Annotated in this window: 16 protein-coding genes; 13 read left to right on the top strand and 3 right to left on the bottom strand. The window is 35.6% G+C overall.

All coding sequences use genetic code 11. From position 1 onward, the window contains the following. Window positions 1-86: 86 nt before the first annotated feature. Both ahpF and BN38_RS04105 read right to left on the bottom strand, forming a co-directional pair. Window positions 87-1,631 carry an alkyl hydroperoxide reductase subunit F gene (gene ahpF / locus BN38_RS04100; protein WP_044565728.1) on the bottom strand — a complete coding sequence of 515 codons (1,545 nt, stop codon included), beginning with the start codon at window positions 1,629-1,631 and terminating at the stop codon, window positions 87-89. Between the two features lie 21 nt (window positions 1,632-1,652). Further along, window positions 1,653-2,222, bottom strand: coding sequence for a redoxin domain-containing protein (locus BN38_RS04105; protein ID WP_044565729.1), 570 nt, complete (start codon window positions 2,220-2,222; stop codon window positions 1,653-1,655). 219 nt (window positions 2,223-2,441) lie between these two features. Between BN38_RS04105 and BN38_RS04110 the strand changes: the two genes are divergently transcribed. From BN38_RS04110 to pepF, 12 genes are all read left to right on the top strand, one after another. Then, window positions 2,442-4,451 carry a flavocytochrome c gene (locus BN38_RS04110; protein ID WP_084593743.1) on the top strand — a complete coding sequence of 670 codons (2,010 nt, stop codon included), beginning with the start codon at window positions 2,442-2,444 and terminating at the stop codon, window positions 4,449-4,451. A 155-nt stretch (window positions 4,452-4,606) separates the two neighbouring features. Further along, complete coding sequence (locus tag BN38_RS04115; RefSeq protein WP_044565730.1) at window positions 4,607-5,137, top strand: hypothetical protein; 531 nt, start codon at window positions 4,607-4,609, stop codon at window positions 5,135-5,137. Between the two features lie 15 nt (window positions 5,138-5,152). Beyond that, window positions 5,153-6,835 (top strand): hypothetical protein, encoded by a 1,683-nt coding sequence (locus BN38_RS04120; RefSeq protein WP_044565731.1) that lies wholly within the window; start codon window positions 5,153-5,155, stop codon window positions 6,833-6,835. Then, window positions 6,835-7,317, top strand: a complete 483-nt coding sequence (locus tag BN38_RS04125) for a hypothetical protein (RefSeq protein ID WP_044565732.1) — start codon at window positions 6,835-6,837, stop codon at window positions 7,315-7,317. Before BN38_RS04120 ends, BN38_RS04125 begins: the two co-directional genes overlap by 1 nt. Next, the gene (locus tag BN38_RS10735; protein WP_049944440.1) at window positions 7,302-7,886 is read left to right on the top strand and encodes a protein kinase domain-containing protein; all 585 of its coding nucleotides are present in this window, start codon (window positions 7,302-7,304) and stop codon (window positions 7,884-7,886) included. Before BN38_RS04125 ends, BN38_RS10735 begins: the two co-directional genes overlap by 16 nt. An 85-nt stretch (window positions 7,887-7,971) precedes the next feature. Further along, entirely contained in the window at window positions 7,972-8,382 is a 411-nt protein-coding gene (locus tag BN38_RS04135; RefSeq protein ID WP_044565734.1) for a tetratricopeptide repeat protein, read from the top strand. Between the two features lie 264 nt (window positions 8,383-8,646). Further along, a complete protein-coding gene (locus BN38_RS04140; RefSeq protein WP_044565736.1) occupies window positions 8,647-10,257 on the top strand; it encodes an LptM family lipoprotein in 1,611 nt (536 codons plus the stop codon). A 263-nt stretch (window positions 10,258-10,520) separates the two neighbouring features. Further along, window positions 10,521-11,786, top strand: coding sequence for a bifunctional folylpolyglutamate synthase/dihydrofolate synthase (locus BN38_RS04145; protein WP_084593744.1), 1,266 nt, complete (start codon window positions 10,521-10,523; stop codon window positions 11,784-11,786). Window positions 11,787-11,989: 203 nt separating this feature from the next. After that, on the top strand, window positions 11,990-13,099 hold the full coding sequence (locus BN38_RS04150; protein ID WP_044565738.1) for a glycerate kinase family protein: 1,110 nt from the start codon (window positions 11,990-11,992) through the stop codon (window positions 13,097-13,099). 46 nt (window positions 13,100-13,145) lie between these two features. Continuing rightward, window positions 13,146-13,820 (top strand): rhomboid family intramembrane serine protease, encoded by a 675-nt coding sequence (locus tag BN38_RS04155; RefSeq protein WP_044565739.1) that lies wholly within the window; start codon window positions 13,146-13,148, stop codon window positions 13,818-13,820. An 8-nt stretch (window positions 13,821-13,828) separates the two neighbouring features. Beyond that, window positions 13,829-14,698: a membrane lipoprotein lipid attachment site-containing protein gene (locus BN38_RS04160; protein WP_044565740.1), complete on the top strand. Its 870-nt coding sequence runs from the start codon at window positions 13,829-13,831 to the stop codon at window positions 14,696-14,698. Between the two features lie 21 nt (window positions 14,699-14,719). Beyond that, window positions 14,720-16,501 carry an oligoendopeptidase F gene (pepF, locus tag BN38_RS04165; RefSeq protein ID WP_044565741.1) on the top strand — a complete coding sequence of 594 codons (1,782 nt, stop codon included), beginning with the start codon at window positions 14,720-14,722 and terminating at the stop codon, window positions 16,499-16,501. A 58-nt stretch (window positions 16,502-16,559) separates the two neighbouring features. On the opposite strand, the gene BN38_RS04170 is transcribed toward pepF, so the two are convergent. After that, window positions 16,560-17,897, bottom strand: coding sequence for a sodium-dependent transporter (locus BN38_RS04170; protein WP_044565742.1), 1,338 nt, complete (start codon window positions 17,895-17,897; stop codon window positions 16,560-16,562). Between the two features lie 133 nt (window positions 17,898-18,030). On the opposite strand from BN38_RS04170, the gene BN38_RS04175 reads away from it, so the two are divergent. Then, the gene (locus BN38_RS04175) at window positions 18,031-18,747 is read left to right on the top strand and encodes a glycerophosphodiester phosphodiesterase (protein ID WP_044565743.1); all 717 of its coding nucleotides are present in this window, start codon (window positions 18,031-18,033) and stop codon (window positions 18,745-18,747) included. The last annotated feature ends 25 nt before the right edge of the window (window positions 18,748-18,772 follow it).

The following is an 18,772-nucleotide window of genomic DNA, read 5'->3' on the forward strand; positions in this document are numbered from 1 at the left end:
AATAGTAAAAAGATTCAATTTAGATTAGGATAAATAGAATTAAAGCAATAAAAAACGCCCGCGTGGGCGTTTTTCTTTACAATGTTTTAGTTTCTCATCAAGTAATTAAAGGCTCCAAGGGCTGCTGTTGCGCCAGATCCTGCTGCTATTACTATTTGTTTGAATACTGTGTTTGTGGCATCTCCTGCGGCGTAGACTCCTTCTAGGCTGGTTTTTCCTTCGCCATCTACCAGGATTTCACCACGGTCTGTTAGTTTAACTTCAGATTCTTTTAGCCATTCTGTGTTTGGCACAAGACCTACTTGGATGAAGCAACCTTCCACTTCTAGGCTGTGTTCTTGGCCACTTTCACGGTCTGTGTATTCTAGCCTTTCAAGTCGAGAGTCACCGTAAAGGCCTGTTGTTTGAGCGTTTTTGATTACTGTAACATTATTTAGGCTATATAGATTATCTTGGAGTACTTGGTCAGCCTTTAGCTCTGGCAAGAATTCTAGAACTGTCACATGGTCAACCATAGCTGCTAGGTCTATGGTTGCTTCAATGCCTGAGTTTCCTCCACCTATTACTGCTACAGGTTTGCCCTTAAAGAGTGGGCCATCACAGTGGGTACAATATGCTACACCCTTGTTTCTAAATTCTGTCTCTCCAGGGATTCCTAATAGTCTCCATCTAGCCCCTGTTGCGATTACGACAGTTCTTGATTCTATCTTTGCACCATTATCTAGTTCTACTTCAATAAGTCTATTTGATGAATTTTCTGCTTCTTTAATATCACTTGCAAGAGCTCCTGTCATAACATCTACATCAAGAGCAGTCACTTGCTCCTTCATATTTGCCATAAAGTCTGGGCCTTCAGTGTATTTGAAGCCTGGGATATTTTCTATTCCAAGAGTTTCTACAACTTGTCCACCAAATTCACTTGCTACAAGGCCTGTTTTCACACCTTTTCTTGCTGCATAGACTGCCGCAGTTGCTGCTGCTGGACCACCACCTATGATTAGGACATCAAAGGCAGGTTTATCGGCAAAGTCATCAGAAGATTTCTTGCTTCCGATTAATTCTAGAAGGCTGTCCATAGTTTGCTTGCCACCTTCAAGGAATTCTCCATCCTTAAAGATTGCTGGAACTGCAAGGACATCGCGATCTTCGGCAGTTTCTTGGAACATAGATCCTTCTATCATGGTGTGGTTGATTTTTGGATTTAGAACTGCCATTATGTTGAAGGATTGAACAACTTCTGGGCAGTTGTGGCATGATAGGGATACGATGGTTTCAAGGTTTTGTACATCTTCTATTGCTTGGATTCGCTTTTTTGTACCTTCATCAATCTTTGGCACGATTCCTCCAACTTGAAGGATTGCTAGGGCAAAGGATGCAAACTCGTGGCCAAGTGGCACACCGGCAAAGATGATTTGTCCGTGGTCAAATACCCCTTTTAGTTCAAAAGCTGGAGTATAGGCAAGGTCCTTTTCTACGACAGTGATTTTGTCAGAAAGACTTGCAACATCTTCTACAAATCCACGTACCTTATTACTTTTTTCGTCATTAGTAACAGAAAGCCCAATAGTGACTTCTGTTTTGAGCATGTCAAGATATTGGGCTAACTGGTTCTTTAAATTTTGATCTAACATTTACTTTTAAATCCTCAAATCTTATAGTTTACCTACAAGGTCAAGACCTGGTGTTAGGATATCGTCGCCTTCTTCTTCCCATTTAGCTGGGCAAGCTTCACCTGGGTGAGCAGCGATGTATTTACCAGCCTTAACTTTGTTGATATTAACATCAGCCTTACGTCCGATACCATCAGCGTTGATTTCTACTGTTTGGATCACGTTTTCTGGGTCGATTACAAATGTAGCTCTTAGAGCCTTTCCTGAATCATCAAGGATATCAAGTTCTCTTGTTAACTCTTTGTTAGAGTCAGAAATTAGTGGATATTCAAGTTTGCTAATTCTTTCGCTGTTATCATGCCAAGCCTTGTGAACAAAGTGAGTATCTACAGAAACACCGTAAACATCTGCTCCAAGTTCTTGTAAAGCAGCGTAATTATCTTGAAGGTCTTCTAGCTCTGTTGGGCAAACGAAAGTAAAGTCAGCTGGATAGAATAATAGTACTGTCCATTTTCTCTTTAAATCTTCGTTTGAAACTGTTATAAATTCGTCCTTTTTTGGATCGTAAGCGTCTAAATTAAATTCTGGAAGTGTTTTACCAATAAATGCCATTTTAAATCTCCTTTTTTGTATTCTTTACACTAATTATTATAATCATTATAAAACAAAAGTCAAACTAAAACATATTATTAGCAAACTTTTAATACTAAATATTTACCCTAATTTCCAGAAATTAAAATAAAATATATTGATATATGATGTACAATAATTTTATTTTTATTTATAATTATGTTAAAATAAAGGCGATAAATTATATATAGGAGGAAATCAATGAAGAAAAATAAACTTCTGCTGTTATTAGCGATGTGTTTGTCACTTGGTATATTTTCATCCTGTGATAACCAGAATAATAACAAAGATGAAAAGGTTGAAAGTCAAGACAATGACATAAAAGAAAATGGTGAGAATGATGAAAACTCAAACAAAGAGCAAAAAGAAGAAACAAGCAAAACTTCAAATGCTAATTACACACCAGGTACATATGAATCCGAGGCAGAAGGATACAAAGACATTATCAAAGTAAAAGTTGACTTTAATGAAGACGAAATAACAAACATAGAAGTAGTAGAAAATAGTGAATCTTCAGGAATTGGTACAGTTCCCATTGAATATATGCCAGAAAAGATTGTAGAAAATCAATCATTAGGAGTAGATAAAGTAAGTGGAGCGACAGTTACATCTAATGCCTTATTATTGGCCGTAAAAGATGCCGTAAAACAAGCAGGAGGAGATGTAAAAGCTCTAGAAGCAAAAGAAGTTAAAAGAAATACTGATCCAATAAACGACGAAGCTGACGTTGTTGTAGTTGGAGGTGGTGGTGCTGGTTTGTCCGCAGCAGTATCAGCCGCAAGCGAAGGAAAATCAGTTATTCTTGTGGAGAAAGCTCCAGGACTTGGTGGCAATACTGTAAGAGCTGGTGGTCCATACAACATACCAGATGAAGCTAGACAAAAAAACTTAGCAAAAGCATCAGAAAGCTCAATGGAAAAAATTAAAGAGCTTACTAAAAAAGAAGCTAAGAATGACAGACACCAAGAATTGATGGATCAACTTGCAAAAGAAATTGAAGACTATGAAAATGACCCATCTAAAGATTATCTATTTGATTCAAACGCTCTTCACATATTACAGACATATGACGGTGGAGATTACGTAGCTGACTTAACTTTAATAGAAGAAATGGTAGATAATGGTTTGGATACTCTAAATTGGCTATCTGAAAATGGAGTAGAGTGGAAAGAAGAAGTAACTGCAGCCACTGGAGCTCTTTGGTCTAGGAGTCACACACCAGTTAATGCAACAGGTACAGATTATATAGTTGCTAATAAGAAGAAAGCAGATGAACTAGGCGTTAAATTCTACATGAATACTAAGGCTGAGGAAATCATAATGGAAGACGGAAAAGCCGTTGGTATAAGAGGAAAAAATGAAGATGCTCCTGTCGAAATAAAAGCAAAATCAGTAATACTAACAACAGGTGGTTTTGGGGCAAACAAGGAGATGGTAAATAAATACGATTCATCAATTCCAGATACAATACTTACAACAAATTCACCAAACATAACAGGTGATGGTTTAGTAATGGCTGAAGAAGCTGGGGCAGCCCTTCGTGATATGACTGAAATACAAATCCACCCATTAGGGGATCCAATAACAGGAGGATTGGAAGGTTCAGTTAGAGGGCCAGGAGTTGAATCATATTACTTAATAAATAATGAAGGTAAGAGATTTATAGCAGAAGATAAGAGAAGAGATGAAATGACAGCAGCTGAATTTGCCCAAGCTGATGGCGAAGTTTACCTAATCACATCTCAAAATTCTGGTGCAATAAACGATGAAGGCATGACATATTTTGCAATGGATGTCGATAAGTTAATCGAACAAAATAGGGTATTTAAAGCAGATACTATAGAAGAATTAGCCGAAAAAATTGGAGTTGACCCACAGAATCTAAAAGATACTCACGATAAATTTAATACTATGGTAGAAAAAGGGGAAGACGAAGAATTTGGAAGAACTGTTTTTGGTCAAAAATTAGATCAAGGACCATTTTATGCATCTCCGAGAATTCCAACAGTTCACCATACTATGGGTGGTGTAAGTATTGATACAGAAGCCCACGTATTAGATGAAGATGGAAATCCTATACCTGGTTTGTATGCTGCTGGAGAGATTACAGGTGGTATACACGGAGGAAACCGTCTAGGTGGAAACGCTCTATTAGATATACACGTATTTGGTAGAATAGCAGGAACAAATGCTGCAAATGAAATAGAATAATGACGATTTACTAAAGGAGTATTCCGTTTTAGCGGTCTACTTCTTTTTTTATATATATTTATATATATTTATATATTTACTTGCAGTACTTTATTAAAGTTTAAGGTAAAGTGTAGGTATAAAGCATAGTAAATTACTATTATTATGAGGCGAAGATGAAAAAAGTTAAAAAATATAATGTATGCGTTAAGGCTTTTGAGTTGGGAAGAGGAAATCCTTTGGAAGATGAGCTTATCGCATCTGGGAAATTAAAAAAGCACGATGACTATTATGAGGTTTTTTCTATAGAGGCCGCCCGAGTGGGTGAACTTGCTCGTGCTGGAGACTACATTAAGATTGATAATTCAAATATGCCCTATCCAAATACCAGGGATAGATTTTTATCCTATCACATACATATAGGTGGGGATGACTTTATCCAGTATCCTCAGGAGATTTTATCTTGGACTTATGGGGATATTGAGGATGAGAATATCAAATACTTGCTTAAGACGAAAAAACTTATAGTAAATCCAAGCTTAGCAGATTCTTTTTACAAGGCAAATCTACGGGGGACCTTTCTTACAGCTAAGAAAGATGATTTGGTCTTGATATATGATGTGGAAAAAGCGGGAGATGAGATCATATCGGTCGATTTTAATCTAATCGACAGGGACGAATTTGATAAGACTTACGAATACATATAGTTACGGGGAGTAGAGATGGAAGCTAGAATTTTTTCTGGGGAAACAACAATTATTGAAAGTAATGGGTTTGAGTGGCAAAAAAACATCAGTTCTGGAGAATATTTAGACATTGAGTCCATTGCAATTGGGGCTAATAATACCATATCGCTTAGGAAAAAAATCCCTTTTTATAAGTACATAATAAATTTCCTCTTGTTAAAATACAAGGACAGATTGGACATAGACGGTGATATAGGCGAAGTTTCAACTCATATATTTGACTCTATTGAAGCTAAGGAGAAAAATGAAGACCTAGAGAAGTTGGCCACATTGGTTATTGAACTTTTTAGGGAAAAGGGCCTAGCGCCAGAAGATTCAAAAAACGAAGTATATGGATCTTTGGATTACAAAAAAGAAGATAGGAAAATTTGGAAGAAGACTCAAATAAGAAAGGACCTAAAGGCCGATGTCATAAGCCGATATAAGATGTTTATCTATGCCTTTGGCCTAGGAATGAGCCTTGAGGAGCTTGAAGGATTCTTGATGAAGGTTTTGGAAGAAACTGGATTAAATATTTGGGATAGCAAGGAAGCCCTCATATATATAGCCCTCAAACACTTTCCAGAGAATCCAATCAATTTTTATATGCGTGCTGATTATCTTTACCAGGAAGAAGCTGACAAAAAGATTAGCTTTGAGAAAAAGGATACTAACCTAAATACCAGCATCTTACAAAATTCTCTGGATGATTATCTAAATGATTATAAAAATGTCACAGATATTGATGATACCCTAATACACAACATAGTTGCCTATCACAAAGACTTGGTCAGCGAGAATAAAAACAGGACTATATTAAGAGAATTTATATCTACTTTTAATAAAATCGATGAAAGCTTGTCTGCCGAAATTGCTGCCTTTTCTAATGTGAAATACGGCAATGATGATGGAACTACTACAAATGCTGAATATTTTTCCATGGGCAAGGTAGATATTTTTTACAAAAGTGATGAGGATATAATCCTAAAAAGAGAAGATCCATTTGTCTTTAGGTCAAAAGAAACTGGAGAGGAAAAAACTTACTATCCTTTTACCAACTATACTCTTCCAGCAAATCCAGAAGGTGGAGAGAAGGAAATAACTCTAAGAAGTACCTTTTACGAAGATAAAGACGACGTTCCAATTCTAGGGATTGGGGAAGAATATAGTGATTTTGCCTACGTGAATACTATCCCGGCAATAACAAAAATCGAGAATGATTCTATATATATTTCAGAAAAAAGACTATCTTCCTTATTAACCTACTTGTACAACGAAGATGCCTTGATCCTAAGAGAAGATAGCAAATTGCCAGATGAGCAAATCCAAGCCTTGGACAATCTATTAAAGGAAACAAAGATTAGGCACGAAAACTTGAACGCTATCATAGAAAAAGGAAAGATTAGCCAGATTACAAGGTCTAGGATTATAACCCTATACTTTATATCCTATGTTTTGGAAAATAGCAATATTTGGTTTGACAAACTTTCCACTCCAGCGAGGAGAAAAAGAGATTATCTAATATTTATGGACTACAAGCTAAGAAATGCCAGACTCTATGAGTACAACATTTCCAATCCTTACGAGGAAACCCTACTAAAACTTGTAGTATATGATGAGCCTCTAGAAGCATTCAGAGACCTTTGGGCCAAGTATTTGATAAATATTGGAGATAATTGATGAAAAATTTCAAAACCCAAGATGCCTTTATTAATCAAATAAAAGAGATTGGCGGCCCCAAAAGGTCGTCTATGAGTGGTCACAGCTTTGATATAAGAGGTGAAAAAGGTAAATACAGGGTAAAAATAGGCAGACTTATTGGGAAAACTGACACCTGTCTCATCTACCAAGCCCATGTAGAAAAGGCTGGTATACAAAATATGCTCATGAAAGAATTCTTCCCCAGCCTTAGGGAAGATGTTGTGGGCATCAGAGATGATGAGAATTCAGAAATAATCCACTATCAAACAAGGACTCATGAGGGCCAAAGATCCCTTGATAAGAGTCGCAAGAAATTTGTAGAGTCCTACCACAGCCACCTAGAAGTTATGGATTTGAATGATAAAATAGCAAGGCCCTGCAAAATTGAAGTAGAAAAGGGATACATATTGGCCTTTACGAGATCGAGGGCTTTAAAGTCCTTGATATGGTATCAAGGCTAGATTTTCCTAGGATTATAAGTATCCTAAGGCAAACAGCAGATATAGTAGCTCTACTCCACCAAAAAGACATTATCTACATGGACCTAAGGCCTGCCAATATTTTATACGATTGTAAGAGAGATAAGGTCAAGCTTTTTGATTTTGAAGCAGCCGTTTTTTTGGACCATATGGATAATATAAGGGAGTTTTATATACCCAAAGAGAGATCTTTGATACCTCCAGAGCTTAGGTACATATCAAATATTGAAAAGAGAAAAGAGATATTTATCAGTGAAGAGATTGACCTCTATATGCTGGGAGTAACTTTGTTTTTCCTCTTAATGGATAGGTATCCAGAAAATCTGGAAAATGAAAATAGCAAATATTTGGAAGAAAACTTAAGGGATACCTTTGCAAAGGATGAGAAGTACATATATTTAAAAGAGGAAACCACTGACAAGTTGGTTGATTTATTAGTCAAATGCTTATCCATCCACAGATACCTTAGTGTAAGCGACTTTAGAGATAGGCTAGCTGATATAGAAAAAGCGAAAATGAAAAGTCCAAAGATTATTACAAAAAAGCCATAGAGATTTAAAAAACTTAATAGAATGATACTAAGATGACCAGACAATAGAAAAATTGCTGATAATCTATAATAACCTGGCTTGCTATATGACTGATACAGACCTTGGTCTAATAGAAATTGAAGAAGAATATATCAAAGCAATAGATTTAATAAAAATCACCAAGGATCCTTACAGCAAACGCAAAAAAACAGCTATAAGCTACAACAACTTGGCTAACTTATACTTTATAAAAGACAAAAACTTCGAGCTTGCAGAAAATTGCTATTTAAAATCCATAGACCTAACTAAATGGCTAATAGGTCAAAACGTGTCTTTGGAAAATATGGAAAGGTTAATGGTAAATTATTACAATTTGTCAAAAATCTACGAGCTTTGGGGCAAAGACGAAGAAATGGAAAAATGCTCTAAAATTGCAAGTTTTTTAGATAGAAAAATAGAAGTTGATAAAGAGGGAGATATTAAAAAGTTCATATATATACACAAGACACACATATAATATGTAAAACAATAAGGACGATTATCGCAAGAGCTCTTACAAATGATGATATATCAATTTGTAAGGGCTCTTTTTTGTATGCTAATCTCCCAAATAATAAAAGTGGAATTCGAAAAAAACCCAGGTCCTAATCCCCATCTATAATGTAATCAAGATAAAGACAAGCTAAAAGCTCGGGAATAGAATTTGAAAAAAATCATGCTCAAGGCTTGGACCTATAATAAAGACACAATAAAGATCGGGAAAATATAACGGGAGACAGATATGAAAAAGCAATTAAAAGCATTAGCATTAATACTAGCAATACTTACATCAACAGCATGTGGATCAAAAGAAGCAAAAACAACAGAAAATATTAACCTAACACAAGAAGAAACAGAAAACGAAGTTGCCCTTGCAAACATCAAAACACCAAAGGCAAACAACGTTGTAATTGAAGAAGAAAATAAAGAAGATAAGAAATCTTATCTAATTCCACAAACTTTAGAACTTAAAGAAGAAGAAAAAGCTCAAGAAATAAAAGAAGCTAAAAAAGAAACTACTGAAGAAGAAGTAGTAGCGAACCTAGAAGTTAGCACAGTAAAAGAAGAAGCTGTTGAAGCTGAACCTATAAAAGAAGAAAAAACAGCAAACTACGATGACGCTTACGAAGTTTTCGTAGGAGCAGATGAAGAAGAATACGAATACACAGAAGAAAAAATAGAAGATGATAAAGCGGTAGCTTATCTAGCAGAAGAAAAACAAGAAGTTGAAGCTAAAGAAGAAAAAGAAGAAAAAGAAGAAGCTCCACTAGAAATCAAAGAAGAAGCTGTAGTATCTGCACCAGCAGAAAACGAAGTAGAAGTTACAGTAAATGAAGCTAACGAAATCATCGAAGAAGTAGAAAACGAAGAAGAAATAGAAGAAACTCCAGTAGAAATCAAAGAAGAAGCACCAGTAGTAAATGAAACAAAAGAAAACAATGCTTCTGGACTAACACTTGCTAGCCCAACTATAGAAGAAATCAAATCATACTGGAAAAACTACCAAACAAAAGCAAACGACACATTTGAAGTATTTGGACTAAACTTAATCGACCAAGAAAGTGATGAAATATTCAGCGAATGGACAAATCTTGACCTTAACAATATAGCTCTAGGAGCACTTTCTCAACAAGCACAAGAAGATGCCCTTCACATTGCAAACACAGCAAGATTTGCATCAGGTATCAAAAACGAACTAGTAATAGGTCAAAACCAAGCACAAGCTGCACAAGCTGCATCACTAGTAAACAGATTAAATGATGAAATAAGCCATAACCCAGAACAAGTAAGTGGACTTGATTCTAACATCTACCAACTAGGTATCCAAGGCGCAGCAAACTCAAACCTTGCATCAAACTATGGACTACTAGACTCAGTACTAGGATATATAAGAGATGACCTTGGCGAAAGAAACCAAGCTGAAGTTGGACACAGAAGATGGGTACTAAATCCAGCAGAAACAGAAGCAGGATTTGGATTAACTGATGAATACTCTGCAATGTATGTTAACAACAACGAATACAATGGCGAAAACGAAGATTTAGTATATGCTTATCCAGGACAAACTGCAATAAGCGAATTCCACTCAGAAGAAGCTAGCCTATCACTAATGTTTGGCGAAAACTTTGACCTAACTAACGCTAAAGTTAGCGTAACAGACCTTCAAACAGGCGAAGTAAGAAATGATGCACACATCGACCAAAATCTAAAAGGTTGGGTAAAATCAATAACATTCGGTAAAGGAATGAACTTCCAACCAGGTACAAAACTTCAAGTTAAAGTTACAGGCGTAACAAAAGATGGAGCAGAATACCCGGTAGAATACACAATCGAATACGCATCAATAAATTAAAAGATAATCCCGTATATATTTTCACATAGAGTAAAAGCTTAAGTTTCCCGTCTTAAGCTTTTTTATTTGCTTTATTTTGTGTTAAAATTAACATAGGAATAATAAAGCTAAAAATATCCAATAAAGTTGGTATTATAGCTTAGAATATTTACTTGAGTTTTTGTTCTTATATAATATGAGAAATTATATAATTGGAATGGTTTATTTTTAACAATAAAAGATATATATATTTATGAAATAGGAAAAAATTAATAGGAGAAGTTTTGGAAGATATTAATCAAGCAAAAGAATTTGTCCTAAATAGGAGGAATTCCAAGGGCGTTCATAGTCTAGAGAAGATAAGACTATTGTTGGATAATTTTGACAATCCACAAGATAAAATCAATGTGATTCACATAGCAGGGACCAATGGCAAGGGATCTACGACAAAGATGATTAGTCAGGTCCTCTCTAAGTCATACAAGGTTGGGACTTTTACATCGCCATATATAAAAGAAATAAATGAGAATATAGCCATTAATGGCAAAGCTATTTCTGATAGCGACTTTCTATATTTAATCAATAAATTAAAAGCTCACATAGATTATCTGGACCAAAAAGGCTATTATCTGACATATTTTGAGATATTGACAGCAATGATGTACTTGTATTTTTATGAGGAAAATGTCGATATTGCTATTGTAGAAACAGGTCTTGGTGGCCTTTTGGATGCTACAAATATTGTCAAAAATCCACTAGCATCTGTCATAACAAGCATATCCAAAGATCATATGGAAATATTGGGTGATAAGATAGAAGATATCGCCTATCAAAAAGCAGGCATAATCAAGGAAAAATCTCCAGTCTTTCTCTATCCCCAAGAAGATTCTGTATATAAGGTCATAAAAGCAAAGGCCGATGAGTGCTCTAGTAAACTTTTCACTTTTTCTAAAGAAGAAGTAGTGATTAAGGAAAGTGATGATAAAGTTAATGCTTTTGACTTTAGAAATTACAAGGATGTAAAGCTTTCTTTGTTAGGCATTCACCAGCTTTATAATGCCAGCCTTAGCCTTATGGTATTGGATTATTTTAAAGATGAGTTCACTTTGGATGAAAAAACTATAAAAGAAGGAATTTTCAAGGCAAAAAACCCTGGTAGGCTAAGCCTAATTAGCCAAAATCCTAGAGTTTTAGTAGATGGCAGCCACAATAGAGACGCCATAGACTCTCTTATCAAGTCGCTTGAAACTTTCACCTACCAAAGATTAATAGTGGGCTTTGCAGTCCTTAAGGATAAGGAATATGCATACATAATAGACAGGTTAGCAGAGATTGCCGATGAACTTATTATAACAAGTATAGATAGCCCGAGGGCCTTTGAAATTCGTGAATTAAGAGAAATCGTAAAAGAGAAGTTTCCAAAGGTTATAACTATAGAAGATAATAAAAAAGCGTATAATTATGCAAAAGAAATAGCGGGCCCAAAGGACCTCATCATATGGTGTGGATCACTTTATTTGGTTGGGGAAATTTACGAGGGGCAAATCTAATTTTGACAAACAAAAAACCATTACGTGCTCGCAATGGTCTTTGATGGGCGAAATCTATATAAGATTTCATGAGTTAAACAGCGAAAGTTCTTAACTTTCAGATTCATTATAATAAAAAAGCTTGAATTTGTAAAGTTTTCATCTATTTTATTAAGAACTTTCTTTTCGGGTAATATATTAACTAGGGAGAATAATAGGAAAATATGAAAACTTTACTAGCAATTGATTCAATCAAAGATTATGAAAATTCAATAGAAATAGGAAAGATATTTCAAAAAGAACTTGGCAAAGATGCTCAAGTTATGCCATTTCTAGATGGTGGCAGAGGAACAGTAGAGGCTATGAAAGCCCTCATAGATGGAACATATAAGTATGTAAATGTACATAATCCAAAAAACGAAGTGATTACAGCTCGCTATGTAGTTAAGGATGATTATGCTGTTATGGAAATGGCAGAATCTTCTGGCCTTCGTTTATTATACAAAGAAGAACTTGATGTTATGAACTCCTCTTCTCTTGGTTTTGGAGAGATGATAGTTGATGGGCTCAACCAAGGAGCGGACAGCCTACTAATAGGTATAGGGGATACTGCAACCAATGACTTGGGCATGGGTATGTTGTATGCTCTTGGAGTTAGGTTTTATGATGAGGATGAAAATGAACTTAACCCCATTGCAAGCAATATGGAAAGAGTCCACAGAGTAGATATTTCAAATATTGACCATAGGATCTATCAAAAGGATATAACCATAGCTACAAGCTCAGATACGACTTTATTTGGTGATAACTCATTTTTGGAAAGCAGAATATATAGAAAGGGAGCTAGTATAGAAGACATTGCCTTTCTATACAAGGGATGTAAAAATTTCAAGGCAGTAATCGAACAGACCCTTGGGATTGATTCTGTAGACTTTCCATCACTTGGATCTGGTGGTGGAGTAGCTTGGGCTCTTTATACATTTTTTAGGGCCAAGATTTCTAAGTCCATGGATATAGTCATGGAAAAAATAGATTTTGTATCAATGATCAATAATTACGACCTCTTGATACTTGGTGAAAATGTAGACCAATTTGATGGAGTTTCTTCTATCAATGTAAGCAAAGTTGCCAAATCTTACAATCCAAAGCTCAAGGTTATATTTTTGGAAGATGCTGATGGCAAGGAGATTGGACAGAGAGAAAACTTTGATATGATTTTTAAATATAAACTCTCAGATGACTTTGACAACAAACAAATAAGAGAAGGGATTAGAGCCTTGGCTAAGGACGTAGACGAGTCTTTAAGGGATAAGGTATTGGCTACAAATTTATAAGGCCTTTTGCCCTTTAGTAAGGCTTGTTAAGTAGTATAGTATTTTTATGAATTATTTTAAAAAACTTGGAGAAAGTAAAGTGACGAGAGCTCTTATCATTATAAATATTCTAGTTTTTGTTATAATGGCCCTAAGTGGTGGCACTGAAAACACAGCAAATTTGGTGCGTTTTGGTGCTGTATTTAAGCCATATATAGCAGCTGGCCAGTGGTGGAGACTCTTTACAGCTTCTTTCATCCACATAGGATTGATGCATATTTTATTTAATATGTACTTTTTGTATCAACTTGGTCCAACTTTTGAAATGCTTTATGGTAGCAAGAATTTTCTAATAATCTACCTTATTTCTGGTATAGTTGGTAACTTAGTTAGTTTTGCTTTTGGATCAGATGGAACAGTTTCTGCTGGTGCTTCAACTTCCCTTTACGGAATGTTTGGCTTAGCACTAGGAATCATGCTAAATTACAAAAATGATGCAGTTTTATCAAGTTTTGGCGCAAGCTTCTTATCAGTTATAGCCATAAACGTGATTTATTCATTTATAAGTCCAAATGTTGGCATACTTGGCCATTTTGGAGGACTTTTTGCAGGCCTCATATTATCTGGCATATTCCCAGTAGTAAACAGAGAGCTTTCATCTGGTGTGAGACTTGTATCACTAGCAGCAATGGTTGTTTTGATTGTATTTTTGATTAGAATTGGATTAAAATCAGCTTATTAGGGTGACATATGAAAAGAATACTAATTATCATATCTCTTGTACTTACCTTATCAGCGTGTGACTTTGAATCCAGGTCTGAATTTGAGGAGAAATTTAACAAGAAAGAACAAATCTCTGATGATGTAACTATTCCCAAAATCACCTATGTTCCAGCAAGTGATGATGATAGGAAAGATACGCATAGTGAGGATAATAAAGACAAGATAGACTTTGAAGAGCACTATGGCAAGGGCAGTAGCGGTAAGTCTTTAGACCCGTCAAAAAGTCTTGGAAACATTGTCGATACCAAAGTTGGCGATACACAAATAGGCATTTCCTTAATGCAATCAGTGCAAATACCTGGAGGATATTCTACATATCTATCCTACAATAGGAATGACGAATTTGTAGAAAGGGAATTCGGACCTATTGCAGGCTTTGTAGGTCTTAGCTCAACTGTAGCTTATGATGTGATAGATTCAGAATCAGGGCAAATGCTATTGGTAAGTATGGTTGGCCAGTCAAATGGAGACACATACAGTGCCTATTATTTATTTAACAAATTTATGGGCCTTATTGACTATTTGGTATTTAGAAATTCTGTGGATAATATAAATCCAACTGTAGAAAGATTGGCAGAGATAGTAGAAGCGCCAGAAACGGAAGTTCCAGGAAGTATCGACCAAGCCATAAAGGCGAGGATAGATATAGAGAATAAGCATCTGCCAAGCTTACTTGATGTCTATGGCATTAAAACTAGATCAGTAGTAGCTAAGGTAGATGGCAGGGACATGGATATAGGTTATATACCTGATATTAAGATGGAAAATAGGATATTATTAGCAAGGACAACAAACGATCCAATAGACCAAGGTTCTAGGATTGATATAGAAAAATAAATGGCTTAAAAAGGAGAATTTATGAAAAGAAATGAAATTGATGAAAGATTAAAGTGGGACACCTCCTTAATCTATAAAAGTGATGAAGATTACTACAGCGAAGTCAAAGAAGCAAGAGAACTTGCTGATAAACTTACAGACTATAAGGGCAAAATCGCAGAAAATGCTGACAGTCTTTTAGCTTTCCTAAAAGATTATGAAAAGCTAATGAGAAAATTTTACAAGGCAGCAGTTTATGGTCACCTAAGGTCAGATGAAGATACAGCTAATAGCACCTACCAAGAAATGAGCCAAACATCATCTATAGCAGGGGCTGAAATTTCTGAAAAATTATCATTTATCACACCAGAAATATTATCTGCTGACTATGAAGACATCAAGAAAATGCTTGGTGAAAAAGAAGAATTAAAAATCTATGACCACTACTTTGAAGATTTGTTTAGAAGCAAAGACCACGTATTAGGTGAAAACGAAGAAAAAGTTATAGCAAGCTTCTCAAAATTAGCAGAGAATCCTGTATCAACTTATATGATTTTCTCAAATGCTGATATAAAATTCCCATCAGTAGAAAAAGACGGCGAAGAAATCGAACTTTCTGATGCGAACTTCACAACATTAGAAGAAGATCAGGACCGTGATTTCAGACGCAAAGTTTATGAAACATATTATAAAGTTTACAAACAATTTGAAAACACAGCCGCTTCTTTACTGGACGGGGAAATTACTAGCCATAATATCGAAGCAAAACTTAGAAAATACGACTCTGCTCGCCAAATGAGTCTATCTGCAAATAACCTTGATGAAGAAATTTATGACAACTTACTTGAAGTAGTTCACGACAATATGGATATCCACAGCGACTACACTACACTTCGTAAGGAATTTTTAGGAGTAGATGATCTTGGCTTCCACGACATCTATGTTCCACTAGTAAAGGACTACGATAGAAAGATAGAATTTGACGAAGCTCGTGACATAGTCCTTGAAGCAATCAAACCACTAGGCGAAGAATACGTTGAAGTTGCAAGAAAAGGCTTTGAACAAAGATGGTTTGACGTTATGCCAAACGAAGGCAAGAGATCTGGAGCTTACTCATCAGGTTCATATGACACCCAACCATACATCCTACTAAACCACACAAATACTATAAATGATGTATTTACCATAGCTCACGAACTTGGCCACTCTATGCACTCCTACTACACAAGAAAGACCCAACCATACATCTACGGTTCATATTCAATCTTCTTGGCAGAGATTGCATCAACCACAAATGAGCTATTACTTCTTGACTATATGCTAAAGAATAGTCAAAGCGAAGAAGAAACTGCTTATCTTCTAAACTACTTTGTGAACCAATTTAAATCAACAGTATTTAGACAAACATTGTTTGCAGAATTTGAACATGAAGTAAACAAATTAGTAGCAAATGGAGAGCCAATCCCAGCAGCAAGACTTGATAAAATCTACGGTGACCTAAACCGTGATTACTTTGGCAAGGACATAGATGTTGACGAATATATCTCAACAGAATGGTCAAGAATCCCACACTTCTATATGTTCTACTATGTATTCCAATACGCAACAGGATTCATGTCTGCAGTAGCACTTAGCCAAAAAATCCTAAAAGGAACAGATGAGGACAGAGAGGCTTACCTAAACTACCTAAAAGCAGGAGAAAGCGAATATCCAATAGATGTCCTCAAAAAAGCAGGCGTTGATATGACAAACAAAGACGCTATGCAAAAGGCTATGGATGTAGCAAGAGAAGCTCTAAAAGACTTGAGAAATGCAATAATGTAAAATAAAAAGAGACCTAGCTAGTTTTCTAGCGGGTCTCTTTTTATATGAACTTACAAACTCAACCAATACCTCCAAAAGTTATACCCAAAACTAGGGCAAGGAGGCTTAGTAGGCAATATAGGTACTTGCCCACAGGGTAAAAGTAAGGTGAAATTGGCTTTTTACGTCCCCTATTAACTTCGCTAAGGGCCATATCCTTATCCAAAATCCAAAAGAACATGATCCCTGCAAGAAGGGCACCGAGTGGAGCTATAACTATAGAAACAAAATCCATCCAAGAGCCAACGATTCCTTGGATAAAAACAGCTGAAATAATTCCTATTGTATTTATAACAAAGGAAGATTTTTTTCTATTAAATCCAAATCTTTCTTGGACATAGGCTACAGGGACCTCGTATAGGTTTATGATTGATGAGAAACCTGCAAAAAGAACTGCAAGATAAAAAACAACCATCAAAATCCTACCTGCGGGGAGCTTATTAAAGACACCAATCAAGTAAATAAACATAAGACCAGGCCCACCCTCATTAAGGTCAGCTCGTCCAATAGCCATAGCTGGGATAATAACAAAAGCTGCCAAAAGTGCTGCCAAAGTGTCAAAAAATGCAATGTTTCTTGCAGAAGAAGGTATATCTTCATCCTTAGATAGGTAAGATCCGTAGATTACTGACCCATTTCCGGCTATAGAAAGGGAGAAGAATGCCTGGCCAAAGGCAAAAACCCAAAGCTTGGGGTCTGCTAGCTTCTCTGTGTTCAAGTTGAAAATATATTGATATCCCTTTGATGCAGCAGGATTTTGACCAATATATATGGCAAGTCCAAGGAGTAAAATAAATAAAATAGGCATCAAAAATTTATTAGCCCTCTCAATACCCTTGGCAATACCAAAAGACATTATAATCATAGAGGAAATACCAGCTACAATTATCCAGAAATTATTAGAAAAAGGATAAGCTGTTTGGTCAAAAGTCATGCCAATCATATAATTGTCGTTAGCAAAACTTGTCAATTTACCATTTATGGCCAAGTAATTATATCTAAAAATCCAACCCATGACAGCAGTATAACCAATAGCAAGGGCAAGGGAACCTAGGACTGGGATTATTCCTAATTTTTTGCCCAGACTTTCTTTTCCTCTTTGACCTGTCGCAAATCCAAAGGCATGGACAGGTCCAGAACCCGCGAGCCTACCGAAAGAAAACTCTTCAATAACACCGGTAGAAGCTATGAGGATTACAAAAAGGAAGTAAGGAAGCAAAAAGCTCATACCACCCCAGAGCGAAACCATAACAGGAAATCGCCAAATATTACCCATGCCCACAGCAGAACCAATAGAAGCAAGGGTAAATCCTAATTTACTTGTAAAACCATCTTTTTTCGTAATATTATTAGTCATTATAAATCCTTTAATATATTATTACACTAAATTATATGATAGTATAAAAGTTTTGTCCATTTAATTTAAAATTTACATAGATTCATTATAATGTTTGTGTACTAGTATTGCATTAAAATTTTAGGAGGAAAATATGATAAATTTTGCCCATAGGGGATTTAAAGGGAAGTACCCGGAAAATACTATGCTTGCTTTCAAAAAAGCTATTGAAGCAGGAGCAAGTGGGATAGAACTTGATGTTCATCTATCAAAAGATGGACAACCAGTAATAATTCATGATGAGACTTTGGAAAGAACCACCGATGGTTCAGGTTTAGTAGGCGAAAAAACTTTAGATCAACTAAAAGATCTAAATGCATCTAAGGATTATCCAGATTACCAAGTCCAAAGGATATTGACCCTAAAAGAGTATTTTGACTTTGCCAAAGATTATGACATCATCACAAATATCGAACTAAAAACATCAATTATAGACTATCCAGGCATAGAAGAGAAAGTTTATAAAGTTATAAAGGAATATGATATGGCCGAGAAGATTATTATTTCGTCCTTTAACCACAACTCACTAGTAAACTTTAAAAAGCTTGACCAAAACATAAAATGTGGAGTCCTCGAATCATCAAGATTATATGAACCACGGAATTATGTGAAAAATCTGGGAATGGAATACTATCACCCATTAAATTTTACAGTAACAAAAGAACTAGCAGAAAAATGTGCAGAAAACAATATTGGACTAAATATTTGGTTCGGGATTTCTGATTATGATTACAGCCAATATCTGGGAATGAATCCTACTGGACTTATAACGGATTATCCTGATAGAGTTTGTGAATTTACAGGAAAGTAAATCTGTTATTAGTTTTATACAAATT

The sequence above is a fragment of the Anaerococcus provencensis genome, assembly GCF_000312365.2.
Classification (GTDB): Bacteria; Bacillota; Clostridia; order Tissierellales; family Peptoniphilaceae; genus Anaerococcus; species Anaerococcus provencensis.